17 protein-coding genes, 1 tRNA gene and 1 pseudogene are annotated in these 18016 nt (G+C 71.4%); 7 read left to right on the plus strand and 12 right to left on the minus strand.

What is annotated here, in order from left to right:
• Positions 1-116: 116 nt before the first annotated feature.
• Complete coding sequence (locus ACZ4TV_RS03170) at positions 117-527, minus strand: hypothetical protein (RefSeq protein ID WP_468130105.1); 411 nt, start codon at positions 525-527, stop codon at positions 117-119.
• Positions 528-763: 236 nt separating this feature from the next.
• Between ACZ4TV_RS03170 and ACZ4TV_RS03175 the strand changes: the two genes are divergently transcribed.
• A complete protein-coding gene (locus ACZ4TV_RS03175) occupies positions 764-2083 on the plus strand; it encodes a hypothetical protein (protein ID WP_468130107.1) in 1320 nt (439 codons plus the stop codon).
• Positions 2084-2107: 24 nt separating this feature from the next.
• Here ACZ4TV_RS03175 and ACZ4TV_RS03180 read toward each other — a convergent pair whose 3' ends face one another.
• Entirely contained in the window at positions 2108-2749 is a 642-nt protein-coding gene (locus ACZ4TV_RS03180; RefSeq protein WP_468130109.1) for a hypothetical protein, read from the minus strand.
• A 289-nt stretch (positions 2750-3038) separates the two neighbouring features.
• On the opposite strand from ACZ4TV_RS03180, the pseudogene ACZ4TV_RS03185 reads away from it, so the two are divergent.
• A pseudogene (locus tag ACZ4TV_RS03185) lies at positions 3039-3468 on the plus strand (tyrosine-type recombinase/integrase); the annotation flags it as partial.
• A 99-nt stretch (positions 3469-3567) separates the two neighbouring features.
• Here the strand turns inward: ACZ4TV_RS03185 and ACZ4TV_RS03190 are convergent.
• Positions 3568-3641: transfer RNA gene (locus ACZ4TV_RS03190), tRNA-Pro, on the minus strand.
• A gap of 202 nt (positions 3642-3843) precedes the next feature.
• Here ACZ4TV_RS03190 and ACZ4TV_RS03195 point away from each other — a divergent pair.
• Complete coding sequence (locus tag ACZ4TV_RS03195) at positions 3844-4296, plus strand: DUF309 domain-containing protein (RefSeq protein ID WP_468130111.1); 453 nt, start codon at positions 3844-3846, stop codon at positions 4294-4296.
• On the opposite strand, the gene ACZ4TV_RS03200 is transcribed toward ACZ4TV_RS03195, so the two are convergent.
• Genes ACZ4TV_RS03200 through ACZ4TV_RS03215 form a run of 4 tightly spaced genes read right to left on the minus strand, consistent with a single transcriptional unit; the run spans position 4293 to position 7594 of the window.
• Positions 4293-4685 (minus strand): VOC family protein, encoded by a 393-nt coding sequence (locus ACZ4TV_RS03200; RefSeq protein WP_468130113.1) that lies wholly within the window; start codon positions 4683-4685, stop codon positions 4293-4295. The genes ACZ4TV_RS03195 and ACZ4TV_RS03200 overlap by 4 nt on opposite strands.
• Positions 4686-4689: 4 nt before the next feature.
• Positions 4690-5364, minus strand: a complete 675-nt coding sequence (locus ACZ4TV_RS03205) for a LutC/YkgG family protein (RefSeq protein WP_468130115.1) — start codon at positions 5362-5364, stop codon at positions 4690-4692.
• The gene (locus tag ACZ4TV_RS03210) at positions 5361-6839 is read right to left on the minus strand and encodes a lactate utilization protein B (protein ID WP_468130117.1); all 1479 of its coding nucleotides are present in this window, start codon (positions 6837-6839) and stop codon (positions 5361-5363) included. The genes ACZ4TV_RS03205 and ACZ4TV_RS03210 overlap by 4 nt, the downstream gene beginning before the upstream one ends.
• The gene (locus ACZ4TV_RS03215) at positions 6836-7594 is read right to left on the minus strand and encodes a (Fe-S)-binding protein (protein ID WP_468130119.1); all 759 of its coding nucleotides are present in this window, start codon (positions 7592-7594) and stop codon (positions 6836-6838) included. Before ACZ4TV_RS03215 ends, ACZ4TV_RS03210 begins: the two co-directional genes overlap by 4 nt.
• 18 nt (positions 7595-7612) lie before the next feature.
• On the opposite strand from ACZ4TV_RS03215, the gene cobF reads away from it, so the two are divergent.
• A complete protein-coding gene (cobF, locus tag ACZ4TV_RS03220) occupies positions 7613-8365 on the plus strand; it encodes a precorrin-6A synthase (deacetylating) (protein ID WP_468130121.1) in 753 nt (250 codons plus the stop codon).
• A 72-nt stretch (positions 8366-8437) separates the two neighbouring features.
• On the opposite strand, the gene ACZ4TV_RS03225 is transcribed toward cobF, so the two are convergent.
• The 3 genes from ACZ4TV_RS03225 to ACZ4TV_RS03235 form a co-directional block, all read right to left on the minus strand.
• The gene (locus tag ACZ4TV_RS03225; RefSeq protein WP_468130123.1) at positions 8438-9652 is read right to left on the minus strand and encodes an aminotransferase class V-fold PLP-dependent enzyme; all 1215 of its coding nucleotides are present in this window, start codon (positions 9650-9652) and stop codon (positions 8438-8440) included.
• Positions 9653-10017: 365 nt separating this feature from the next.
• Positions 10018-11796, minus strand: a complete 1779-nt coding sequence (locus ACZ4TV_RS03230) for a glycoside hydrolase family 71 protein (protein ID WP_468130125.1) — start codon at positions 11794-11796, stop codon at positions 10018-10020.
• Between the two features lie 108 nt (positions 11797-11904).
• Positions 11905-13326, minus strand: a complete 1422-nt coding sequence (locus ACZ4TV_RS03235) for a family 2B encapsulin nanocompartment shell protein (protein ID WP_468130127.1) — start codon at positions 13324-13326, stop codon at positions 11905-11907.
• 274 nt (positions 13327-13600) lie between these two features.
• Between ACZ4TV_RS03235 and ACZ4TV_RS03240 the strand changes: the two genes are divergently transcribed.
• On the plus strand, positions 13601-14266 hold the full coding sequence (locus ACZ4TV_RS03240; protein WP_468130129.1) for a hypothetical protein: 666 nt from the start codon (positions 13601-13603) through the stop codon (positions 14264-14266).
• Complete coding sequence (locus ACZ4TV_RS03245) at positions 14245-14739, plus strand: terpene synthase family protein (protein ID WP_468130698.1); 495 nt, start codon at positions 14245-14247, stop codon at positions 14737-14739. Before ACZ4TV_RS03240 ends, ACZ4TV_RS03245 begins: the two co-directional genes overlap by 22 nt.
• 36 nt (positions 14740-14775) lie before the next feature.
• Here ACZ4TV_RS03245 and ACZ4TV_RS03250 read toward each other — a convergent pair whose 3' ends face one another.
• A complete protein-coding gene (locus ACZ4TV_RS03250) occupies positions 14776-16179 on the minus strand; it encodes a hypothetical protein (RefSeq protein ID WP_468130131.1) in 1404 nt (467 codons plus the stop codon).
• Between the two features lie 177 nt (positions 16180-16356).
• Between ACZ4TV_RS03250 and ACZ4TV_RS03255 the strand changes: the two genes are divergently transcribed.
• Positions 16357-16554, plus strand: coding sequence for a hypothetical protein (locus ACZ4TV_RS03255; RefSeq protein ID WP_468130133.1), 198 nt, complete (start codon positions 16357-16359; stop codon positions 16552-16554).
• Between the two features lie 47 nt (positions 16555-16601).
• Here the strand turns inward: ACZ4TV_RS03255 and ACZ4TV_RS03260 are convergent, their stop codons facing one another.
• Complete coding sequence (locus ACZ4TV_RS03260) at positions 16602-18005, minus strand: hypothetical protein (protein WP_468130135.1); 1404 nt, start codon at positions 18003-18005, stop codon at positions 16602-16604.
• Positions 18006-18016: the final 11 nt, after the last annotated feature.

Genomic DNA, 18016 nt, shown 5'->3' on the forward strand with positions numbered 1-18016 from the left:
TGCAGCTACACATGAACAGCTCTGCAAGCGGTTCGGCGTCGGCGGCGGCCTCTTCGGCGGGGCCGGCATGGGCGGTTTCCTGGCCGCGCAAGCCCTGTCGGTCGAAACCCGGTGGGTCAGCGGGGCGCTTCGTGCATGCGCTTGGAACAACCGCGGGAGTGGGAGAACTCCACGTGCAGCTTCTTGCTCGCGCCGTCGACGGTCAGGATGACGGTGCCGTCGTCCTCCGCGGTGAGGGAGCACCAGAAGTCGTCCGCGCAGGCGTAGACCTCGCCGTCGTGCCCCACAAGCTTGACCCACCAGTAGTCGTGGTGGCGCCAGCTCGGCTCGTAGGAAATGGCCAGCGGGCCGTCGGTCTCGCTGCCGGCGGCCACGCTGTCCCAGGTCTTCTCCTCCTGCAGATCGGGATCGTTGCGACGACGGTGCCGCACGGTGACCGAGGACAGTTCGATGCCCCACTCGTTGACGAGCCGGACGGAACCGATGCGGGGGGTACGGGATGCCTCTGAAGCCTGGGTGCTCTCCATAAGACCATCCAAGAGCACACTCGCTGCCCCACGGCGCCCGACACGACGACGGGCATCCGTTCGGCGGCCTCGTGACCAGGCCCTGGCGGAGGGGACGTCGCACGGCCGTCCGACGCAACGATCCCTCACGCGTTCGGGTGGCACGAGCAGCGGGACGGCTACGCACCAGCCCGTGCCCCGATCCCTGTGCTCCCCTGGGCACCCGAGGCGGGGGAACCCTCACGAACGGAAACACCGTGTCCGACGATCCGAACAACAAGCTCGCTTCCACGATCTACAGCACCCTCTACAGCGCCCTGGTGGCATCGGACAAGAACCAGGACAGCGCTGCCTACATCACGCTGGAGAATTACGGCAGGGCACTCGACTCCGCGGAGTACGCGAATCCGTGGTCGCTGGTGACCCGGGACGGCGACCCCAAGGCGGCGAAGGCGGCCTCTGATCTCGTCGACCCCTGTCATGAGACCGATCCGACCACGCGACTGAACAGCCACAAGGTCAGCGATGTCTACGAGGAGATTCTCAGGGCGAACGTCACCGGGGAGTCCGACAAGGAGAATGAGGAGGAGAAGAAGAGACAGCTGGACCTGCAGCGGGAGCTCTACGCGTTCGACGACCAGGGCAACATGATCGGACCGACCAAGGCGTTCGATCTCTACAGGGAAGCCCGGCGCAGGTACAGAAGAGCCCTGACGAAGTACCGGAACGCGGTGGACGCCAACGCGCCGGGCGACAAGATCCAGGACCTCGAGTACGACGTGGACGACGCCAAGGAGGACATGGACGACGCCGGCGGGTCGCACTTCGAGAGCGTCCAAGCCCAGCTGGAGGCCGTCGGACGCAATGTCGTGGCCCTCTCGTTCACCGAGGCGCAGCAGAGGCACGACAGCTGCACGTACCGGCCGAAGCGGGGCGCCGGCGAGGAGTTCCTGGTCAGCAGCATCAGCCCGGAGAACTGGTACGACGGCACCGCAGCCGACGAGTGGACGACGCTGACCATCGAGCAGGGGATGAAGGAGTCGGAGCAGAGCGAGGAGTCCGCCAAGTTCGCTGCGGATTTCGGAGGGCTCTTCTGGCACGCCAACGCGAGCGGCAGCTACGACCACCGCGAGATGCACGAGTCGACCACCAAGGTGAAGATCTCCTTCGAGGTCTGCCGGTGCGAGATCGACCGGACTTGGATGAACACCCTGCTGCTGGGAATGCCCGGCTGGCACTTCTCCGAGCGCGGCATCACGGTCTCGACCGGGAAGCGGCAACAGGAGGACACGCAGATGCCGCTGCTGTCGACGGAGTTCGTCTGCGTCAGGAACGTCAGCATCACCGCCGACTGGTCGCAGGAGGACAGTTCCTACCTGCAGACCCAGGTCAGCGGCGGCGGGTCGTTCGGTTTCGGCCCGATCCGCATCGGGGGCGGTTCCGGTGAGGCGGGCACCACGAAGAAGTGGAGCAGGTCCCAGTTCCAGAACTCCACCCTCACGCAGAAGGGCTTGCAGGTCCTGGGATGGGTGCACTCCGTGGTCCCGCTGTGCCCCGAGGACCAGCCGCCGGAGTGACGGCGGCCGTCGCGGGTGAACAGGTCACACCGACGCCGGCTCCCTCACCAGGCGCTCCCAATCGCGGGTCCGCCCGGACTGCGCGACCTCACCCTGGTAATCGAGGAAGTCGACGTTGGTGACTCCTGCCCGACGGCAGGTCATGACCTCGCCCAGCTCGGGATGGCTGTGCCTGACGAACCGGTAGCCGAACGCGTCGAGGCCGATCAACTCGCGGGCGAACACCCGGATCCGGTTGTTCCGGTCGTCCCACAGGTTGGCCATGCGCCGGTCCGAGGCCAGGAAGAACGCTCGCTGCTGGTGCACACCGGCGAGCAGCCATGAGTCGTTCACCAGGAACGACCAGTGGTCGGTGTTCAGGATCGCGCCGCCGAACCGCCGTGTGGTCTCGTTCATCACCAGGAAGGCGTCTTTCAGCGCCTTGGTGATCCCCGCCCCCTGGCTCACGAGATCGTCGTCGCTGCGCAGACCGCCGATCAGCAACCCCTCGAACTTCTCGCCGAGCTGCTGGAAGGCTTCGAGTCCACCGCGGTAGACCCTCCAGGCCAGGGCGATGTGCTCGCGGGAGAAGGCGTCTTCGTCCCGCCAGGTGCGGCCGAGCCCGGCGTCTCGATAGGTCCCCTCCGCCGCCCTGGCGGCAGTGATGAACTGGTTCTCCCCGAACATGTCCGGGCTCCTTCCTCCAAGCATGGCGAGACGGTGCGCTTACGCACCGTCCTGCCATCACCGCACGCCACTGAGGCGTGCGCCCAGCCGGTTACGCCGGGTGGAGCATGTCGGCCCAGGCCTCGCTGTGACCACAACGGCGGGATGCGGCCCCGCAACTCGGCGGCATACGGGTCTCGGCGGCAGGCTCGCCGTCGACTCCCGTCGACGAGAGCCGTGCGCTGCCGAATAAGCCGGGCATGATGGACGGTTGGCGCCTGCGCGTAGTGCCCCTCCCTCGGGCACCTACGCCAAGGCCGTGGTCGCTCGCCCATACGGCCAGTACCAGGGCTGGGGCGACGTCGTCACCTTCGCCGCATCCACAGCAGCCCGCATCGGCGAAGTCTCCGGAGTCCGCGTCAAGGACATCGACACCGGCAACTGGATCTGGACCGTACGACGGCAGACCACCCCCGCCCAAGGCGGGCGTCACGGAACTCGGCTTCGAACACCTTCGACGGCACGACCTGCGCCACACCGGACTGACCTGGTTCGCCGACGCCGGCGTGCCGCTCCACGTCCTGCGCAAGATCGCCGGGCACGGCTCGCTGACCACCAATCAGCGCTACCTGCACCCCGACGCCGGCCGGATCACCGCAGCTGGTGCCGCGCTGTCTGCGCACCTCATCGTGCTCCGCGCACCTCGTTCGCTGCTAGTCACGGCCGTCACCGCAATCTGACCCGCATTGAACGTCCTGGTCCCCAACTGGTCCCCAAAAACGATCAAGGGGCCGTTTTGGATTGCTCCAAAACGGCCCCTGATCTGCGACTCTTTCGAGTCGGGACGACAGGATTTGAACCTGCGACCCCTTGACCCCCAGTCAAGTGCGCTACCAAGCTGCGCCACGTCCCGTTGTGCCTTCGACCTGCGGGTTTCCCCGTGCTCGGCGGCACATGCAGAACATTACCCCACGCTGAGGGGTGTGCATGCACGGGTGATCGGCGAGGGGGAGGATGGGGTGGTGAACGCACGGGATCGGGACGTTGAGGGGCGGGCGCGGAGCGCGCGGCCCAGGGATGGGCTGGGGCGGCCGCTGCCCTATGGGGCGCCCGGGGTGGAGCGGCAGCCCGAGGGCGTGGTGCGCACGCCCGGGGAGACGGTGCGGGAGGCGCAGCGGCTGCTGGACGCCGGGATGCCGTTCCACGCGCACGAGGTGTTCGAGGATGCCTGGAAGTCGGGGCCCGAGGTGGCGGCCCCGCTCTGGCGGGGGCTCGCGCAGCTCGCGGTCGGGCTGACGCACGCCGCGCGCGGCAACGCGGTCGGCGGGGCGCGGCTGCTGCGGCGCGGGGCCGCCGGGATCGAGGGGCTGGGCGAGGCGCCGTACGGGATCGAGGGGCTGGGCGAGTTGCCGTACGGGATCGACGTGCCGGGCCTGGTCCGGTGGGCGCGGGAGCTGGCCGGACGGGTGGAGGCCGGCGGCCCGGCCGTCGATGCCGCGCGGGAGGCACCGAGGCTGGGGGGTGCCGGGCAGCCCGGGCCTCGCCATGGTCCGCCGGAGAACCCCTAGGCGGCCGGCTGGAGCAGGTCCCAGCGGTTGCCGTACAGGTCCTCGAAGACGGCGACGGAGCCGTACGCCTCGTGGCGCGGCTCCTCCAGGAAGCGGACGCCCTCGGCGGTCATCCGGGCGTGGTCGCGCGCGAAGTCGTCGGTGTAGAGGAAGAAGCCGACGCGGCCGCCGGTCTGGTCGCCGACCCGGGAGCGTTGGGCGTCGTCCTTGGCGCGGGCCAGTAGCAGGGCGGATTCGGTGGCGCCGGGCGGGCGGACCACGACCCAGCGGGAACCGTCCGGGCGCGCGGTGTCCTCGGCGAGGTCGAAGCCGAGGGCGCGGGTGTAGAAGTCGATGGCCTCGTCGTAGTCGTGGACCACGAGGGCGGTGAGGGCGATGTGCGAAGGCATGCCCTCATTGTGGCCGGGGGCCGGGGGGCGGGGGCGCTGCGACGAGGATCACGTCGAGCCTCCGGGGGCCGTGGACGCCTTCCACCCGGTCCAGTTCGATGTCGCTGGTCGCCGAGGGGCCGGAGATCCAGGTCAGCGGGCGGGTCGGGTCGAGGAGCGGCAGGGCCTGCGGGACGGAGTCCACGACCTGGTCGGGGACGCGGACGAGGCAGATGTGGTGGTCGGGAACGAGGGTGATGCGGCGGCGGCCCTGGCTCGGGCCGCCGTCGAGGACGATGGTGCCGGTCTCGGCGATCGCGAGGGCGCAGCCGGTCACCACGGTGTCGATCCGGTCCAGCTCCCGGGGCGACTGGGCCTCGCGGTCGTACACGACGGTGCGCGACGGGTCCGACGGCACGGCGAACCCGAGCTCCGGCGGGAGCAGCACCGATCCGGCGTTCGCCAGCAGGCGCTCCAACAGCTCCCGGAGGCCGTCCTCGTCGGTGCGGTGGACCCGTGCCCGGTACTCGGTGAGATTCGCCGCGAGGAGGTCTGCGGTCTGAGCCGGGGTGCGGGCGCCGTGGACGTGGAGGTAGTCCCGCGCAATTTCTGGCTCCCGCGACGACTCCGGCGACGGGTCCGCGCCCGTCGCGGCCACCGCCCGGCGGATGCGGGCCAGGATGCGGTCCTTGCTGGTCACCGGGTCGTGCCCCTTTCTCGTGCCCACCAGTCGCGGAAGGACTCCGCCGGGAGGGAGGGCAGTTCGCGGGTGTCGCTCCAGGCCCGCCCCGGCCCCGGCAGCCGGCGCGGCGCCAGCCGGCGGGCCCGGGCCAGCAGCCGCTCGCCCGCGCGCAGCGCCACGGGCCAGTCGCGGTGGTTGAGGAGCAGCCGGGCGGCGCGCATGGCGGCCCGTTCGGCGGTGTGGCCGTGCGCGGGGCGGATCCGTACGCGGATGCCGTCCCGGGTCACCGGACCGCCCTGGGCCACCCGTTCGCGCAGGTGGACGAGGACCTCGGGGATGTCGATGGCGACCGGGCAGACCTCGTAGCAGGCCCCGCACAGGGTGGAGGCGTAGGGCAGTGAGGCGTCGATCTCACTGCCGGTGCCGCGCAGTTGGGGGCTGAGGATGGCGCCGATGGGGCCGGGGTAGACGGAGCCGTAGGCGTGGCCGCCGGCGCGCTCGTAGACCGGGCAGACGTTGAGGCAGGCGGAGCAGCGGATGCAGCGCAGGGCCTGGCGGCCCACCTCGTCGGCGAGGGTGTCGGTGCGGCCGTTGTCGAGGAGGACGAGGTGGAAGGCGCGGGGCCCGTCGCCGTCCGTCGTGCCGGTCCACATCGTCGTGTACGGGTTCATCCGCTCGGCCGTCGAGGAGCGCGGCAGGGTCTGGAGGAAGATCTCCAGGTCGCGGAAGGTCGGGACGACCTTTTCGATGCCCACGACCGAGATCAGGGTCTCGGGCAGGGTCAGGCACATCCGGCCGTTCCCCTCGGACTCGAAGACGACCATCGTGCCCGTCTCGGCGACCATGAAGTTGGCGCCGGAGACGGCGACTTTGGCGCGCAGGAACTTCTCGCGCAGGTGCAGGCGCGCCGCCTCGGCGAGTTCCCGCGGGTCGTCGCCGAGCGGGTCGGGCGCCGGGCGGCCCCAATTCCCCATCTCGGCCCGGAAGAGGTCACGGATCTCGGCCCGGTTGCGGTGGATGGCCGGGACCAGGATGTGGGAGGGACGGTCGTGGCCGAGCTGCACGATGAGTTCGGCGAGGTCGGTCTCGTACGCCGCGATCCCGGCGGCCTCCAGGGCCTCGTTGAGGCCGATCTCCTGGGTGGCCATGGACTTGACCTTGACGACCTCCCGTTCCCCGGTCGCGCGCACCAGGTCCGTCACGATGCGGTTGGCCTCGTCGGCGTCCGCGGCCCAGTGCACGGTGCCGCCGGCCGCCGTCACCGCCGACTCCAACCGCAGCAGGTAATGGTCGAGATGGCGGAGTGTGTGGTCCTTGACGGCCTTGCCGGCCGCGCGGAGCCGGTCCCAGTCCTCCAGTTCGGCGACGGCCCGGGCCCGCTTGTCGCGGATGGTGTGCGTGGCGTGCCGGAGGTTGGCGCGCAGCACGTCGTCCCGTACGGCCTCCCGCGCGGCGGCCGGGAAGGCGGGCATCCCGAGGTACGTACCCGTCACGGCAGGAGCTCCTCTTCCTCGGTCGCGGCCAGGATCTCGGCGAGGTGCAGGGCGCGCAGGGGTGCGTCGGCGCGGCGCAGGAGGCCGTCGAGGTGGGCGAGGCAGGAGTTGTCGGCGCCGCAGAGCACCTCGGCGCCGGTGGCGGCCGCGGACGCGATCTTGTCGGCGCCCATGGCGGCCGAGACGTCCGGGTTCTTGACGGCGAAGGTGCCGCCGAAGCCGCAGCACTCCTGCGCACCCGGCAGCTCGACCAGGTCCAGGCCCCGGACCGCGGCCAGCAGCCGCCGCGGCCGGTCCCCGATCCCCAGGCCGCGCAGACCGTGACAGGAGGGGTGGTAGGTGACGGTGTGCGGGAAGTACGCGCCCACGTCGGTCACGCCGAGCACGTCGACCAGGAACTCGGTCAGCTCGTACACGCGCGGCGCCAGGGACCGCGCCGCCTGCGCCAGCTCGGTGCCGCGCCCCTCCCGCGCCGCCTTCCGGCCGATGCGCGGGTAGTGCTCGCGGATCATCGCCGCGCAGGATCCGGAGGGAGTGACCACGTACGCGTAGCCGGCGAAGGCCTCGGCCGTACGCCGCATCAGCGGTTCGGTCTCGTGCCGGTAGCCGGTGTTGTACTGCGGCTGCCCGCAGCAGCTCTGGCCCGCCGGGAAGTCCACGTCGACGCCGAGCCGCTCCAGGAGACGTACGACGGCGATGCCGGTCCGCGGGTAGAGCGCGTCATTGACGCAGGTGACGAACAGGGCGACGCGCATGACGGGCAGAATAGCCGGGTGAAGAAGTTCTCAGTGATCGGCATAGGCGCGGGCGACCCGGACCATCTGACCCTCCAGGCGGTCAGGGCGATCGGCGCGGCGGACGCATTCCTCATCCTGGAGAAGGGCGAGGAGAAGGCGGATCTGACCGGGCTGCGGCGCGCGATGCTCGACGCGCACGCCCGCCCCGGACACCGGCTGGTGGAGGGCCGCGACCCGGACCGGGACCGGACCCCCGCCGACTACACCCCGACGGTGGACGGCTGGCGCAGCGCGCGGGCCGCGCTCTTCGAGCGGTTCATCGCGGAGGACCTGGCGGACGGCGAAACCGGGGCGTTCCTGGTGTGGGGCGACCCCTCGCTGTACGACTCCACGCTCGCGATCCTCGACGAGGTGCTGGAGCGCGGCCGGGTGGCCTTCGAGCACGAGGTCGTGCCCGGCATCAGCAGCGTCTCCGCGCTGCTGGCGCGGCACCGGACCAACTTGAACCGGGTCGGGCGCCCGGTCCAGATCACCACCGGGCGCCGGCTGGCCGAGGGGTGGCCGCAGGACGTGGACGACGTGGTGGTGATGCTGGACGCGCGGCACGCCTTCACCGCCCACCTGGACCAGGACCTCTTCATCTACTGGGGGGCCTACGTGGGCACCCCGGACGAGATCCTGGTCTCGGGGAAGCTGGCGGAGGTCGCGGGGCGGATCGAGGAGCTGCGGACCGAGGCCCGGGCCCGCAAGGGCTGGATCATGGACACGTACCTGCTCCGGCGCGGCTAGGGGGTGTCCGGCGGATCATGGCGTGGCCTGGGCCGCCGGACACCCCTGGGCCCTGGCCGTGTGCCGGCCCGCTCAGCGCAGGAAGGCGGGCAGGGCGGCGGCGAGGCGCTCGTACTCCTCGGGCCGGTTGTAGATCTGCCCGCAGACCCGGATCCCGCCGCCGCCCGGCCAGGGCCAGATCAGGACCCGGACGCGCAGTCGGGCCGCGAGCGCCTCGCGCAGCGCGATGGCGCGGTCCTGGGTCTCGGCGACGCCGGGCGGCAGGCGCAGGGTGCGCATGGCGAGGCCGTCGGTGTGCGGGAGCGGCGTCAGCCCGGGGATCTCGGCGAGCAGCGCCGCGCCGTGGGCGGCGAGGGCGCTGTTGTGGGCCCGGACCTTGGCCGCGTCGAGGCGTTCGAGGAGGTCGAGCCCGTCGGGCGCGGCGAGCCAGCCGGTGTAGTCGGCGGTGGCCCGGTACTCGACCGAGCGCGGGAATCCGTGCTGGTCCTCCCAGGACGGTACGAGCGCCCGGATCCGGCGGCGGTGCTGCGGGGCGACGGCGAGGACCGCGCTGCCGGACGGCGCGTAGCCCCACTTGTGGAGGTTGCCGAACCAGAAGTCGGCGCCACCGGCGAGCGGGTCGGCGAGCATGCCGGGGGCGTGGGCGCCGTCGACGACGGTGGTGACGCCGCGGTCCCGGAGGTCGGCGAGGAGCCGGGGCGAGGCGATGATCCGGGCGGTGGGCGAGCTGACGTGGTCGAGCACGGCCACCCGCGTACGGGGAGTCAGCGCGGCCAGCACGGTCCGCCGGACGGCGTCCTCGTCGGGGAGGTGGGGGTCCAGGGCGACGGTGGTGACGGGGGCGCGGCGGGCGGCGGCCGCGACGACGGTGCCGTAGCCGTGGTCGGTGACCAGGATCTCGTCGCCGTCGGCCAGCGGGACCGCGCCGAGGGCGAGATTGGCGCCTTCGGTGGCGTTGGCGATGAAGGCGATGCCCTCGGGGTCGGCGGCGAGGTGCGCGGCGATCCGGGCGCGGGCTTCGGCGAGGCGGTCCGGGACGGCGAGGAAGAAGCCGTCGGGGTCGGCGTGGGCCTGCGCGCGGAGCGCGGCCTGGGCCTCCTGGACGGGGACGGGGACCGCGCCGAAGGAGCCGTGGTTCAGGTGGGCGACGCGGGGGTCCAGGCGGAACAGGGCCGGCCCGCCGGGGAACTCGTCGGGTTGCCCTGCGGGTTGCCCTGCGGGTTGCCCTGCTGGCGGCTCGGCGGACTGCCCTGCGGGCGGCTCGGCGGGGCGTGTCGGCTCGGTCACGGTTCCTCCGGGGATGCGGGCGCGACTGTCGCCCGGAGCATCTCCCGGCGGCGCCGGAGCCAATCCCGGCCTCGCCGATCTCAGCCCCGCCGGCGTTTGAGGCGCGGGTCCCCATCCAGCCTCGCCGGCGTTTGAGGCGCGGGGTCCCCATTCAGCCTCGCCGGCGTTTGAGGCGAGGGGTCTGGGGCGGAGCCCCAGGAAACCCGGCTCCGCCGGGCACCGGGCTCCGCCCGGACCCGCGCCTCAAACGCTGGCGAGGCTGGGATTGGCTCCGCCGAGCCTGGGGTGGGCCCCGGCGAGGCTGGGATTGGCTCCGGCGAGCTGGGACGTACGCCGGCGAGGCTGAAGGGGGACCGCGGCGGAGGCTACGGTTCCCGGCCGCTGGTCGCCGCGTAGTACTGGAGGTCCTGGACCTCCACCTTCTGGTCCACCCGGTACGGCAGTTCCACCCTCGCCGCGGCCTTCCCGCCCCGTACGACCTGCGCCGAGCTGGTGCCCGCCCGCAGCGGCAGCAGCTCGGAGTGGATCCCGGCGGGGGCCTCGTGGCTGCCCTTGGCGGAACCGACGGACGTACGGACGACCCCGGGCTCGGCGAGGAAGCTGAGCACCTCCACCGTGTCCCGGGGCGGGGCGCTCCCCTTGCGGAGCGACATCACGAGCGACTGATCGCCCGTCGGATCGGCGTGCGCGAACTGGGTGCGCGCGGACAGGTACAGGGTGTCTCGGACGATCTTCGGCCAGCTGCCCGTCTTGAACTTGGTCAGGTAGTACGAGCTCAGGTCCAGGTAGGCGTGGCCGTTGTGCAGGGAGGGCGCGAACTGGCTGCCCTCCGAGTAGTCGTTCCAGGTGGTGAGCTGCACCCAGTCGGCGCCGTCCTCGATGGCGTGCGTCCAGGTGGCGCGCAGGGTCGCGGTGTTGCCGGCCTCGTCGTAGATCCCCTGGTTGGGGCGGGCGTCCTGGACCGATACGGGCTGCATCCAGATCTTGCCCATGCCGTGGGCCCGCTCGACGTCGCGCGTGGAGCTCTCCTGGCCGACGTAGCTGCGGCTGCCCCACTCGGAGAACCCGTGGCTGATCGGGGCGAACTCGCCGCTGTGGGCGCCGAAGTCGAGGAAGAGCGGTACGAAGGCCGTGCGGATGCCGTGCTCCGACGTGAGGATGCCGATGACCTCGGTCCACCAGGCCACGCTCTTCGCCTCCGCCTTGAAGGGGGAGACGACGAGCCGGCCGTCGGGGAGCCGGTGCGCGGAGGGGGCGTCGGCGAGGGTGGCGATCGCTTCGGCGAGCACGCCGGGGTCGTCGGTCTTCAGCGAGGTCATGTCCGGCATCAGCATGATCTTGAACGCCGGGTCCACGGAACGGGCCGCCGCCATCAGCAGGTTGGAGCGGTCCCAGTTCTTGCCGGAGAGGGAGAGCAGGTCGAGCGTGAAGCCGTCGATGCCCGCCGCGCGGGCCGTGCGCACCTCCTGCTGGAGGTTGGCGTACTCCCAGTCGCCGCTCTTCGGCGCCACGGGCAGCGGCCGGTCGCGCAGCAGGCCGCCGTACTTCCCGTGCTTCCCGCTCTCGCCGTCGGGGTGGAGGTAGTTGCGGGTGTAGTAGTCGTTGTCCGCGGGCGCGTTGTCGAGGGAGAGCGGGTACGGGGTGAAGTAGTGGGCGAAGACCAGCTTCTTGCCCGCTTCGCCGGAGCGCAGGGCGGCCGGCTGGGGCATGTCGAAGGGCAGGGCGCCGGCGGGCCGCTCGGCGCCGGTGTCCACCGCGCCCTTGGGATTGCCCTTGGCGGCCGCGCCCTTGGTGGGCGGCGGGGTCTCGGCCGGTTGCGGGGTGGCCGGGCCGGCGGCGCCGGGTGCGGCGCCGTCGCCGGGCCCGGTGGCCCCCGCGACGTCGGTCCCCGGCACCGGACCGACGTGGGCGGAGGTCCCGCCGAAGGGGTCCCAGGCGACTCCGGTGGCCGCGCAGACACCGACCAGGAAGAAGGCGGAGAGCAGCACGGCCAGCAGCGGCCTGCGGCCGCGGAAGGCCGGCCGGCGCCGGTGCGACACGGGCCGGGCGGCCCGGTCCGCGCGCTCCCCCCGCACCGCCCGCCGCTGGACACGCTGCTGGGCACGCCGCCCTGCTCGCCGGTCCGTTCGCCGGTCCGCTGTCATCCTGGTCCCTCCCGCGGATATGCCCCCAGCGGGGGCTGCACAGCAGTAGAGCCCATTACCGGCTTCCGGACAACCGTTCCCGGGAGCCCGGCCCGGCCCCGGCCGCGGTCAGTCGGAGCGGGGGGCGGCGATGTCGGCGTTCTCCAGGATCCCGAGGGCGTCCGGTACGAGGATCGCCGCCGAGTAGTAGGAGCTGACCAGGTAGGACATGACCGACTTCCGGTCGATGCCCATGCAGCGAACGTTCAGGCCCGGTTCGATCTGCTCCGGGATCGCGGCAGGGCGCAGGCCGATGACGCCTCCGTTGTCCTCCCCGGTGCGCAGGGCCAGGATCGAGCTCGTGTGGCCGCCCACGACCGGGATCTTGCCGCAGGGCAGCAGCGGGACGCCGCGCCAGGACGGCACCTGCTTGCCGTGGACCTCCACCGTCTCCGGGACCAGACCGCGCTTGTTGCACTCCCGGAGGAAGGCGGCGATGGCCTTGGGGTGCGCCAGGAAGAACCGGGTGCCGCGGCGCATGCTGAGCAGGTCGTCCATGTCGTCGGGGGTGGGCGGGCCGGACCACGTGCTGATGCGCTGTCCGTAGTCGGCGTTGTGCAGGAGGCCGAACTCCCGGTTGTTGAGGAGCTCGGCCTCCTGGCGTTCACGCATCGCCTCGACCGTCAGGCGCAGTTGCTGTTCGAACTGGTTCATCGGGTCGTTGTAGAGGTCGGCGACCCGGGTGTGGATCCGCAGCACGGTCTGGGCGAGGCTCAGCTCGTACTCGCGCGGCAGCAGTTCGTAGTCGACGAAGGTGGCGGGCAGCAGGGCCTCGCCCGCGTGGCCGGAGGCGAGTTCGATGTCGGCCTCGCCCCGCCGGTTGACGGGCCGCCGGCCGTTCTCGACGTACTGCTCCAGGTGCGCCCGCAGGCCCGCCGAGCGGCCCAGCACCTCCTGGAAGGAGCTCCACCGCAGCACCATGACGGTGGCGGCGGTGGCGGCCCGCACGGCGTACGCCCAGTGCGGATCGGGCTGGCCGAGGGCGTCGTCGCCCAGCTGGTCGCCGTCGGCGGCCACGCCGAGGAGTTCGCTCCCGCCGTACTTGCCCGGCGCCCGCTTCTCGAAGCGGCCGTGGGCGATGACGAACACCTCGGCGACGGGGGCGCCCGCCTCGACGAGGACGTCCCCGGCGCGCAGATCGCGCTTGACGAAGCGCAGGGCCAGCTCCTCCAGTACGGCGGGGTCGGCGTACCCCTTGAGGGTGGGCAGCTCGGTGAGGGTGGGGGCGAGGATGCGTACGTCGTCCGCCCCGGCCTGGACGAAGGAGACCCGGCCGCGCCCGACGGCGTGGGTCAACCGGCGGTTGACGCGGTAGGTACCGGCACCCAGGTCCACCCAGGGCAGCATGCGCAGCAGCCAGCGCGAGCTGATGCCCTGCATCTGGGGAACGGACTTGGTGGTCGTCGCGAGATTGCGGGCCGCGGCGGTGCTCAGGCTCAGCTGCCGGTCGTCGGCCGTGTCCAGGAGTGGTGGCTGCGCCTCTGCGGTCATGCGGGGTTCCTCCCTGCGTCGGTCCACGCGGAGCGTGCTGCACGCTCACGGTGCGGCGCGGGGCGTCACGTGCGGTAGCCGCACCGGCCGCGGGGGCTGTTGAAAATCCCCGGCGGTTGAAGCCCTGTACGCCTGTACGAAGTCCCGGGGGTGCGTACAGGCGTGCAGGTTTTCAACGCCACCGGATCTTCAACGGGCGCAGGGGCGCCGGGCCTTTCGGGGTCGGGAGCGGCTCCCGCTCCATGGGTGGGTGTGCCGACCCGCAGGAGGAGTCATGGACCGCGCCCCCGCTCACGCTCTGCGCCGCACCCGCGCGGCCACCGCCGATCCGGCGGAGGTCCTGAGCCGGCTGCTCGGCGGCCGCAGCGGCCTCGGGACCGCTCCCCCGCGCGCCGATCCCGCCCCTGCCGGCGCGGGTCCCCGTACGAGCACGGATACGGCCACGGCCACGGCCACGGATGCGGGAACGGGCATCGTCATTCCCCCGCTGTACTGCCCCGACGCCGTTCGGGACGATCCGGCGCTGGCCGACGAGGTCAACGAGGAACTCGTCCGGTGGGCCGCCGGCATCGGGATCTACGCAGGGCGGCTGGACATGCTGCGCTCGTGCCGGTTCGGCCGGCTGATGATGCTCGCGCACCCGGACTGCGACGACTCCGACCGGCTGCTGGCGGCCGCCAAGTGCGGGCTCGCCGAGTGGGCCGTGGACGACCACTGGGTCGACGAGGGCGAGGACGCCGACCCGGTACTGATCGGCCGGCGCACGGCGCTCGCGCACGCCGTGGTCGACCCGGTGCGGCTGCCGCCGCGCTACGAGCGGCAGTTCGAGGAGCAGGTGGCGGCCGAACCCGTGCTGCGCGCCTTCGCTCCTGTCTGGAGCACCTCGCCGAGTTCGCCTCCCCCACGCAGGTCACCCGCCTGCGCTACCAGCTGGCCGTGATGTTCGTCGGGTACAACCAGGAGGCCGAGTGGCGGACGTCCGGCCGCAGGCCGTCGGTCTGGGAGTACCTGGTGCACCGGTACGAGAACGGCTTCTTCCCCTGCATGGCGCTGACCGATCCGGTCGGCGGCTACGAGGTCCCCGCGCACGAGTTCGCGGACGCCCGGGTGCGGCGCACTTACATGTACGCGGGGGCCGCCAGCTGCCTGCTCAACGACCTGTACTCGATGGCCCGGGAGGATCCCGGCGACACCAACCTCCCCCGCCTGATCGCGGCCGAGGAGCACTGCTCGCTCCAGGAGGCGGTGAACCGCACGGCCGCGATCCACGACGAGGTGATGCACACCGTCGAGGCGGAGTCGGCCGCCCTGGCCGCCCTCGGCTCGCCGGCGCTGGGACGCTTCCTGGAGGGGATCTGGAACTGGATGGGCGGCGCGAAGGAGTGGCACGCCACGAGCCCGCGCTACCAGTGACTTCAGCCGACAGGGGGGCGTGGGCCGTGCTCAGGTTCAGCGCGGGCGCTGAACCTGAGCCTCCTTCAGGAGTTGCGCGAACGGTGTCTGGGCCAATGAGCCACGCACGAATGCCAGACCATATCGATCAACAGCCTGCCTCTGCTCTTCCGGATCGTTGAGGTCAAAGGCCTTCCTTTCGCCCGGACTCGCGACATCCACATAGACGACCGGCCTACGCTGGTACAACCACCAGACCGTCACCCTCTCCCGACCTCGCGTCACATTCAGGAGCTCACTGCTCTGGGAGATGTCGGACTGGTATCTGAAGTATTCCTTGTCGACTGGCGGGGGCCCCGGAGGGTCGTCGTCCTTCCCTTCCTTCTTGAGTTTCCCCCGCCACTTCCCGGACTTCTCATAATTGGCATCTATTGTCATTCTGTCCTGCCGGAACGCGTAGGCCTCAACCTGGGCCGTGACTGCTTCATAGTCAAGCTTTTCGGGGTCTTTGATCTCGACGATCACATCCTCCGAGATTTCCTCCTCAGGACTCAACTCCCGCCCCGGCGGCTTGACCAGCTCTCCAGGTTTGATCAGTTTGTACTTGTCTTTCGGATCACTCGCGAGCTTGACATGGATCCAGTAGATGCTGCCGAGGATGTGGACTGGAACCTCGCCGGAGTTCTTGAGGTGCAGACGGACCCGCAGGTACATCTTCGTCCGTTCCCTGTTCAGACTCGGCTTTCCGATCTCAGCTGCACCTTGCACCAGCGGGCGCGAAACAGAGGGAAGGTAGACCTGCGTATAACCCAAGTTGGTGATGACGAGGAGGGTGGAGACGATCGCCCCGATCGCAATTCGCCCAGGATAGCGGAGCGCCTTCCACACCCGGCGACGGCCGAGTACCCACAGAGCCCATGAAGAGCACAGTACGAGCGCTATCCAGAGCAGCAAGGACGACGTGTACGACGGCCTGTCCCTGTTGGCGATGTACATCAACAACAGCACCGAACCGACAAGAAGTTCGACCAACGCTCCAAGCAGAAGGGCCGGACCCGAGTACCTTATTCTCCGCTTACGCCAATAGTCGAAACCAGCCGCGAAGGCGATCACTTCCACGACGGCCATGAAGAGGAAAAGGAATCCTGTTATCCGACCAGCGAAGGTGAGGGCATCAAGGGAGTCCTTTACACCTATCCAGGAGCACATGCCTGCAGTCACCAGGAAGCCAACCGCCATGATGGCGCCGGTAATTCGTCGTCCCCAATTGTGAGCCGGCCAGACAGTGCTGTCTCCGCCGCGCCATTCGATGTCGGCCTCCGGCGCCACACCGGCACGATGGAGGACTTTCTGCAGCTCGCGGAGGCGCCACACCCTGCCTTGGGGCTTGCCGTCGATCACGACTTTCCGCAAGCCGACGTCATCCGGTGGCCCTACGACGACAGCGGGCTTGTTCTCCATGGCATCAGCCTGCGCCCGCACTTGGGCGAACGCCCCTGGAGCGCGCGTCCCGGGAGTGCCTCCCGTGCAATGACCGGGGCGCAGCTGTCACCCGAATGGAGTAACAGGGTGCGCCCCGCGACCAGTGCGGGGTGAATCTGGTGACGACCGTGTCGCTCGTCCTTGTGGGAGGTCCTGATGCGTACACGACTCCTCGGGTTCATCGCCTCCGTCATATTGGTCACTCTTGGCACCATGGCCCCTGTTGCACAGGCTGCTGTGCCCGCCATCGACGGGCAGACGTGCATGGACGGCGGCGGAACTGTGGAGTACGAGTCCACCAAGGGTTCGTGGATCTGCGTTGACGGCAGGCACGACGGCAAACCGATCGACTGACTCGGAACATCGGTCCGGCGGGCCGGGCCCGGCCCGCCGGACGCCACCTAGCCGAGCCCGCGGACCCGGCTCAGCAGGGCCCGTGCCGTGCGGTTGCCCCGGACGGGCTGGAGGCGGCCGCGGAGCCGGCGTACGGCGTCGTCCACCCGCGCGGAGTCCAGCTGGGGCACCGCGTCCAGCATCTCGTGCCAGGTGGCGCAGGCCCGTTCCACGTGGCCCTGGCTGAGGTGGAGTTCGGCGAGCCGCGCGAGGGTGACGGCCCGCGCCCGGCGTTCGCCGGCCGGCCGGTGCCGCAGTGAGGTGCCGAGGGCGGCGATCGCACCGCGCGCGTCACCGAGGGCGGCCAGCGCCTCGGCCTGCTGATGGGCGAGCGCGGCGGGATGGTAGTCGCCTATGGCCGCCTGCTGGCCGGCCGAACGTTCCAACAGCCGCTCCGCTTCGCCCAGATGGGCCAGCGCCGCCCGCCGGTCGCCGCATCCGGCCTCGGCGACCGCCAGCTGCCCGGTGACGAACGCCGCCTGCAGGGAGGGCAGCCGCCCCGCCTCCCGGGCCGCGGCCTCCGCCAGCTCCCACGCCTGTTTGCGGTGGCCCAAGTGGTGGGCCTGGACGCTCATGGCCCGCAGGACGGGCGCCCAGCACCGCGGGTCCCCGGCCTCCTGACCGAGCCGCAGCGCTGCGCGGTAGTACGCCTGGGCCGTGCCCTGCTGGTTGCCGTCGAAGCACAGGAAGCCGGCGGTGTACGCGAGCCGTGCGGCGCAGCCCAGCAGCCGGTGCCGTACCGCGGGGGCGGCGCCGGCGCGCAGCCAGGGAGCCACGGTGGTGGCGAGGTAGCGGGTGAGGGCGGGCCGGGCCAGGCCGCTGCCGAACATCATGTCGGCGTTGCGGAAGACCGGCAGCACGGCCTCGGCGGCCTCCACGTGGTGCGGTCCGATCCGGCCGGCCGGCCGGGCGGGCGCCCCGGCTCCGTGCGGCGGCGGCCAGCCGGTGGGCCGCCAGCCGGAGGAGTAGACCGGGATCTCGCCCAGCAGGGACTCGGCGTCGGCCGCGGCGCCCCCGGCGCCCTCCGCGCCCTCCGCGTCCCCCGCGTCCCCCGCGCCCCCGGCGCCCGGGCCGCCCACGGCCGAGAGGTCCGCCACGAGGACGTCCGTGCCGTGCGGTCCGGGTCCGGGGCGGTCGCGCGCCCGCGCGGCACCGGCCGGGCGCGCGAGCCCGGTGTCCGCCGGGCTGACGCGCCGCCCGGTACGCCGGCTCAGCGCCTCGGCGGCGAGGGCGACGACATGCGCGGGAGGCCGGGTGCCGGCCAGCCAGTGGGAGATCGAAGTCCGGTCGTAACGCAGGGTGAGGCCGGTTTCGGCGGCGACGCCGTTGACGGCGCGTGCGAAGTCCTGCCCGCTCCACCGCGCGTCGGCGAGGAGGGTGCGGAGTCGTCCGTTGGGTTCACGCTTGGCCATCAGAACTGCCC

Source organism: Streptomyces sp. NPDC028910 (genome assembly GCF_055564955.1).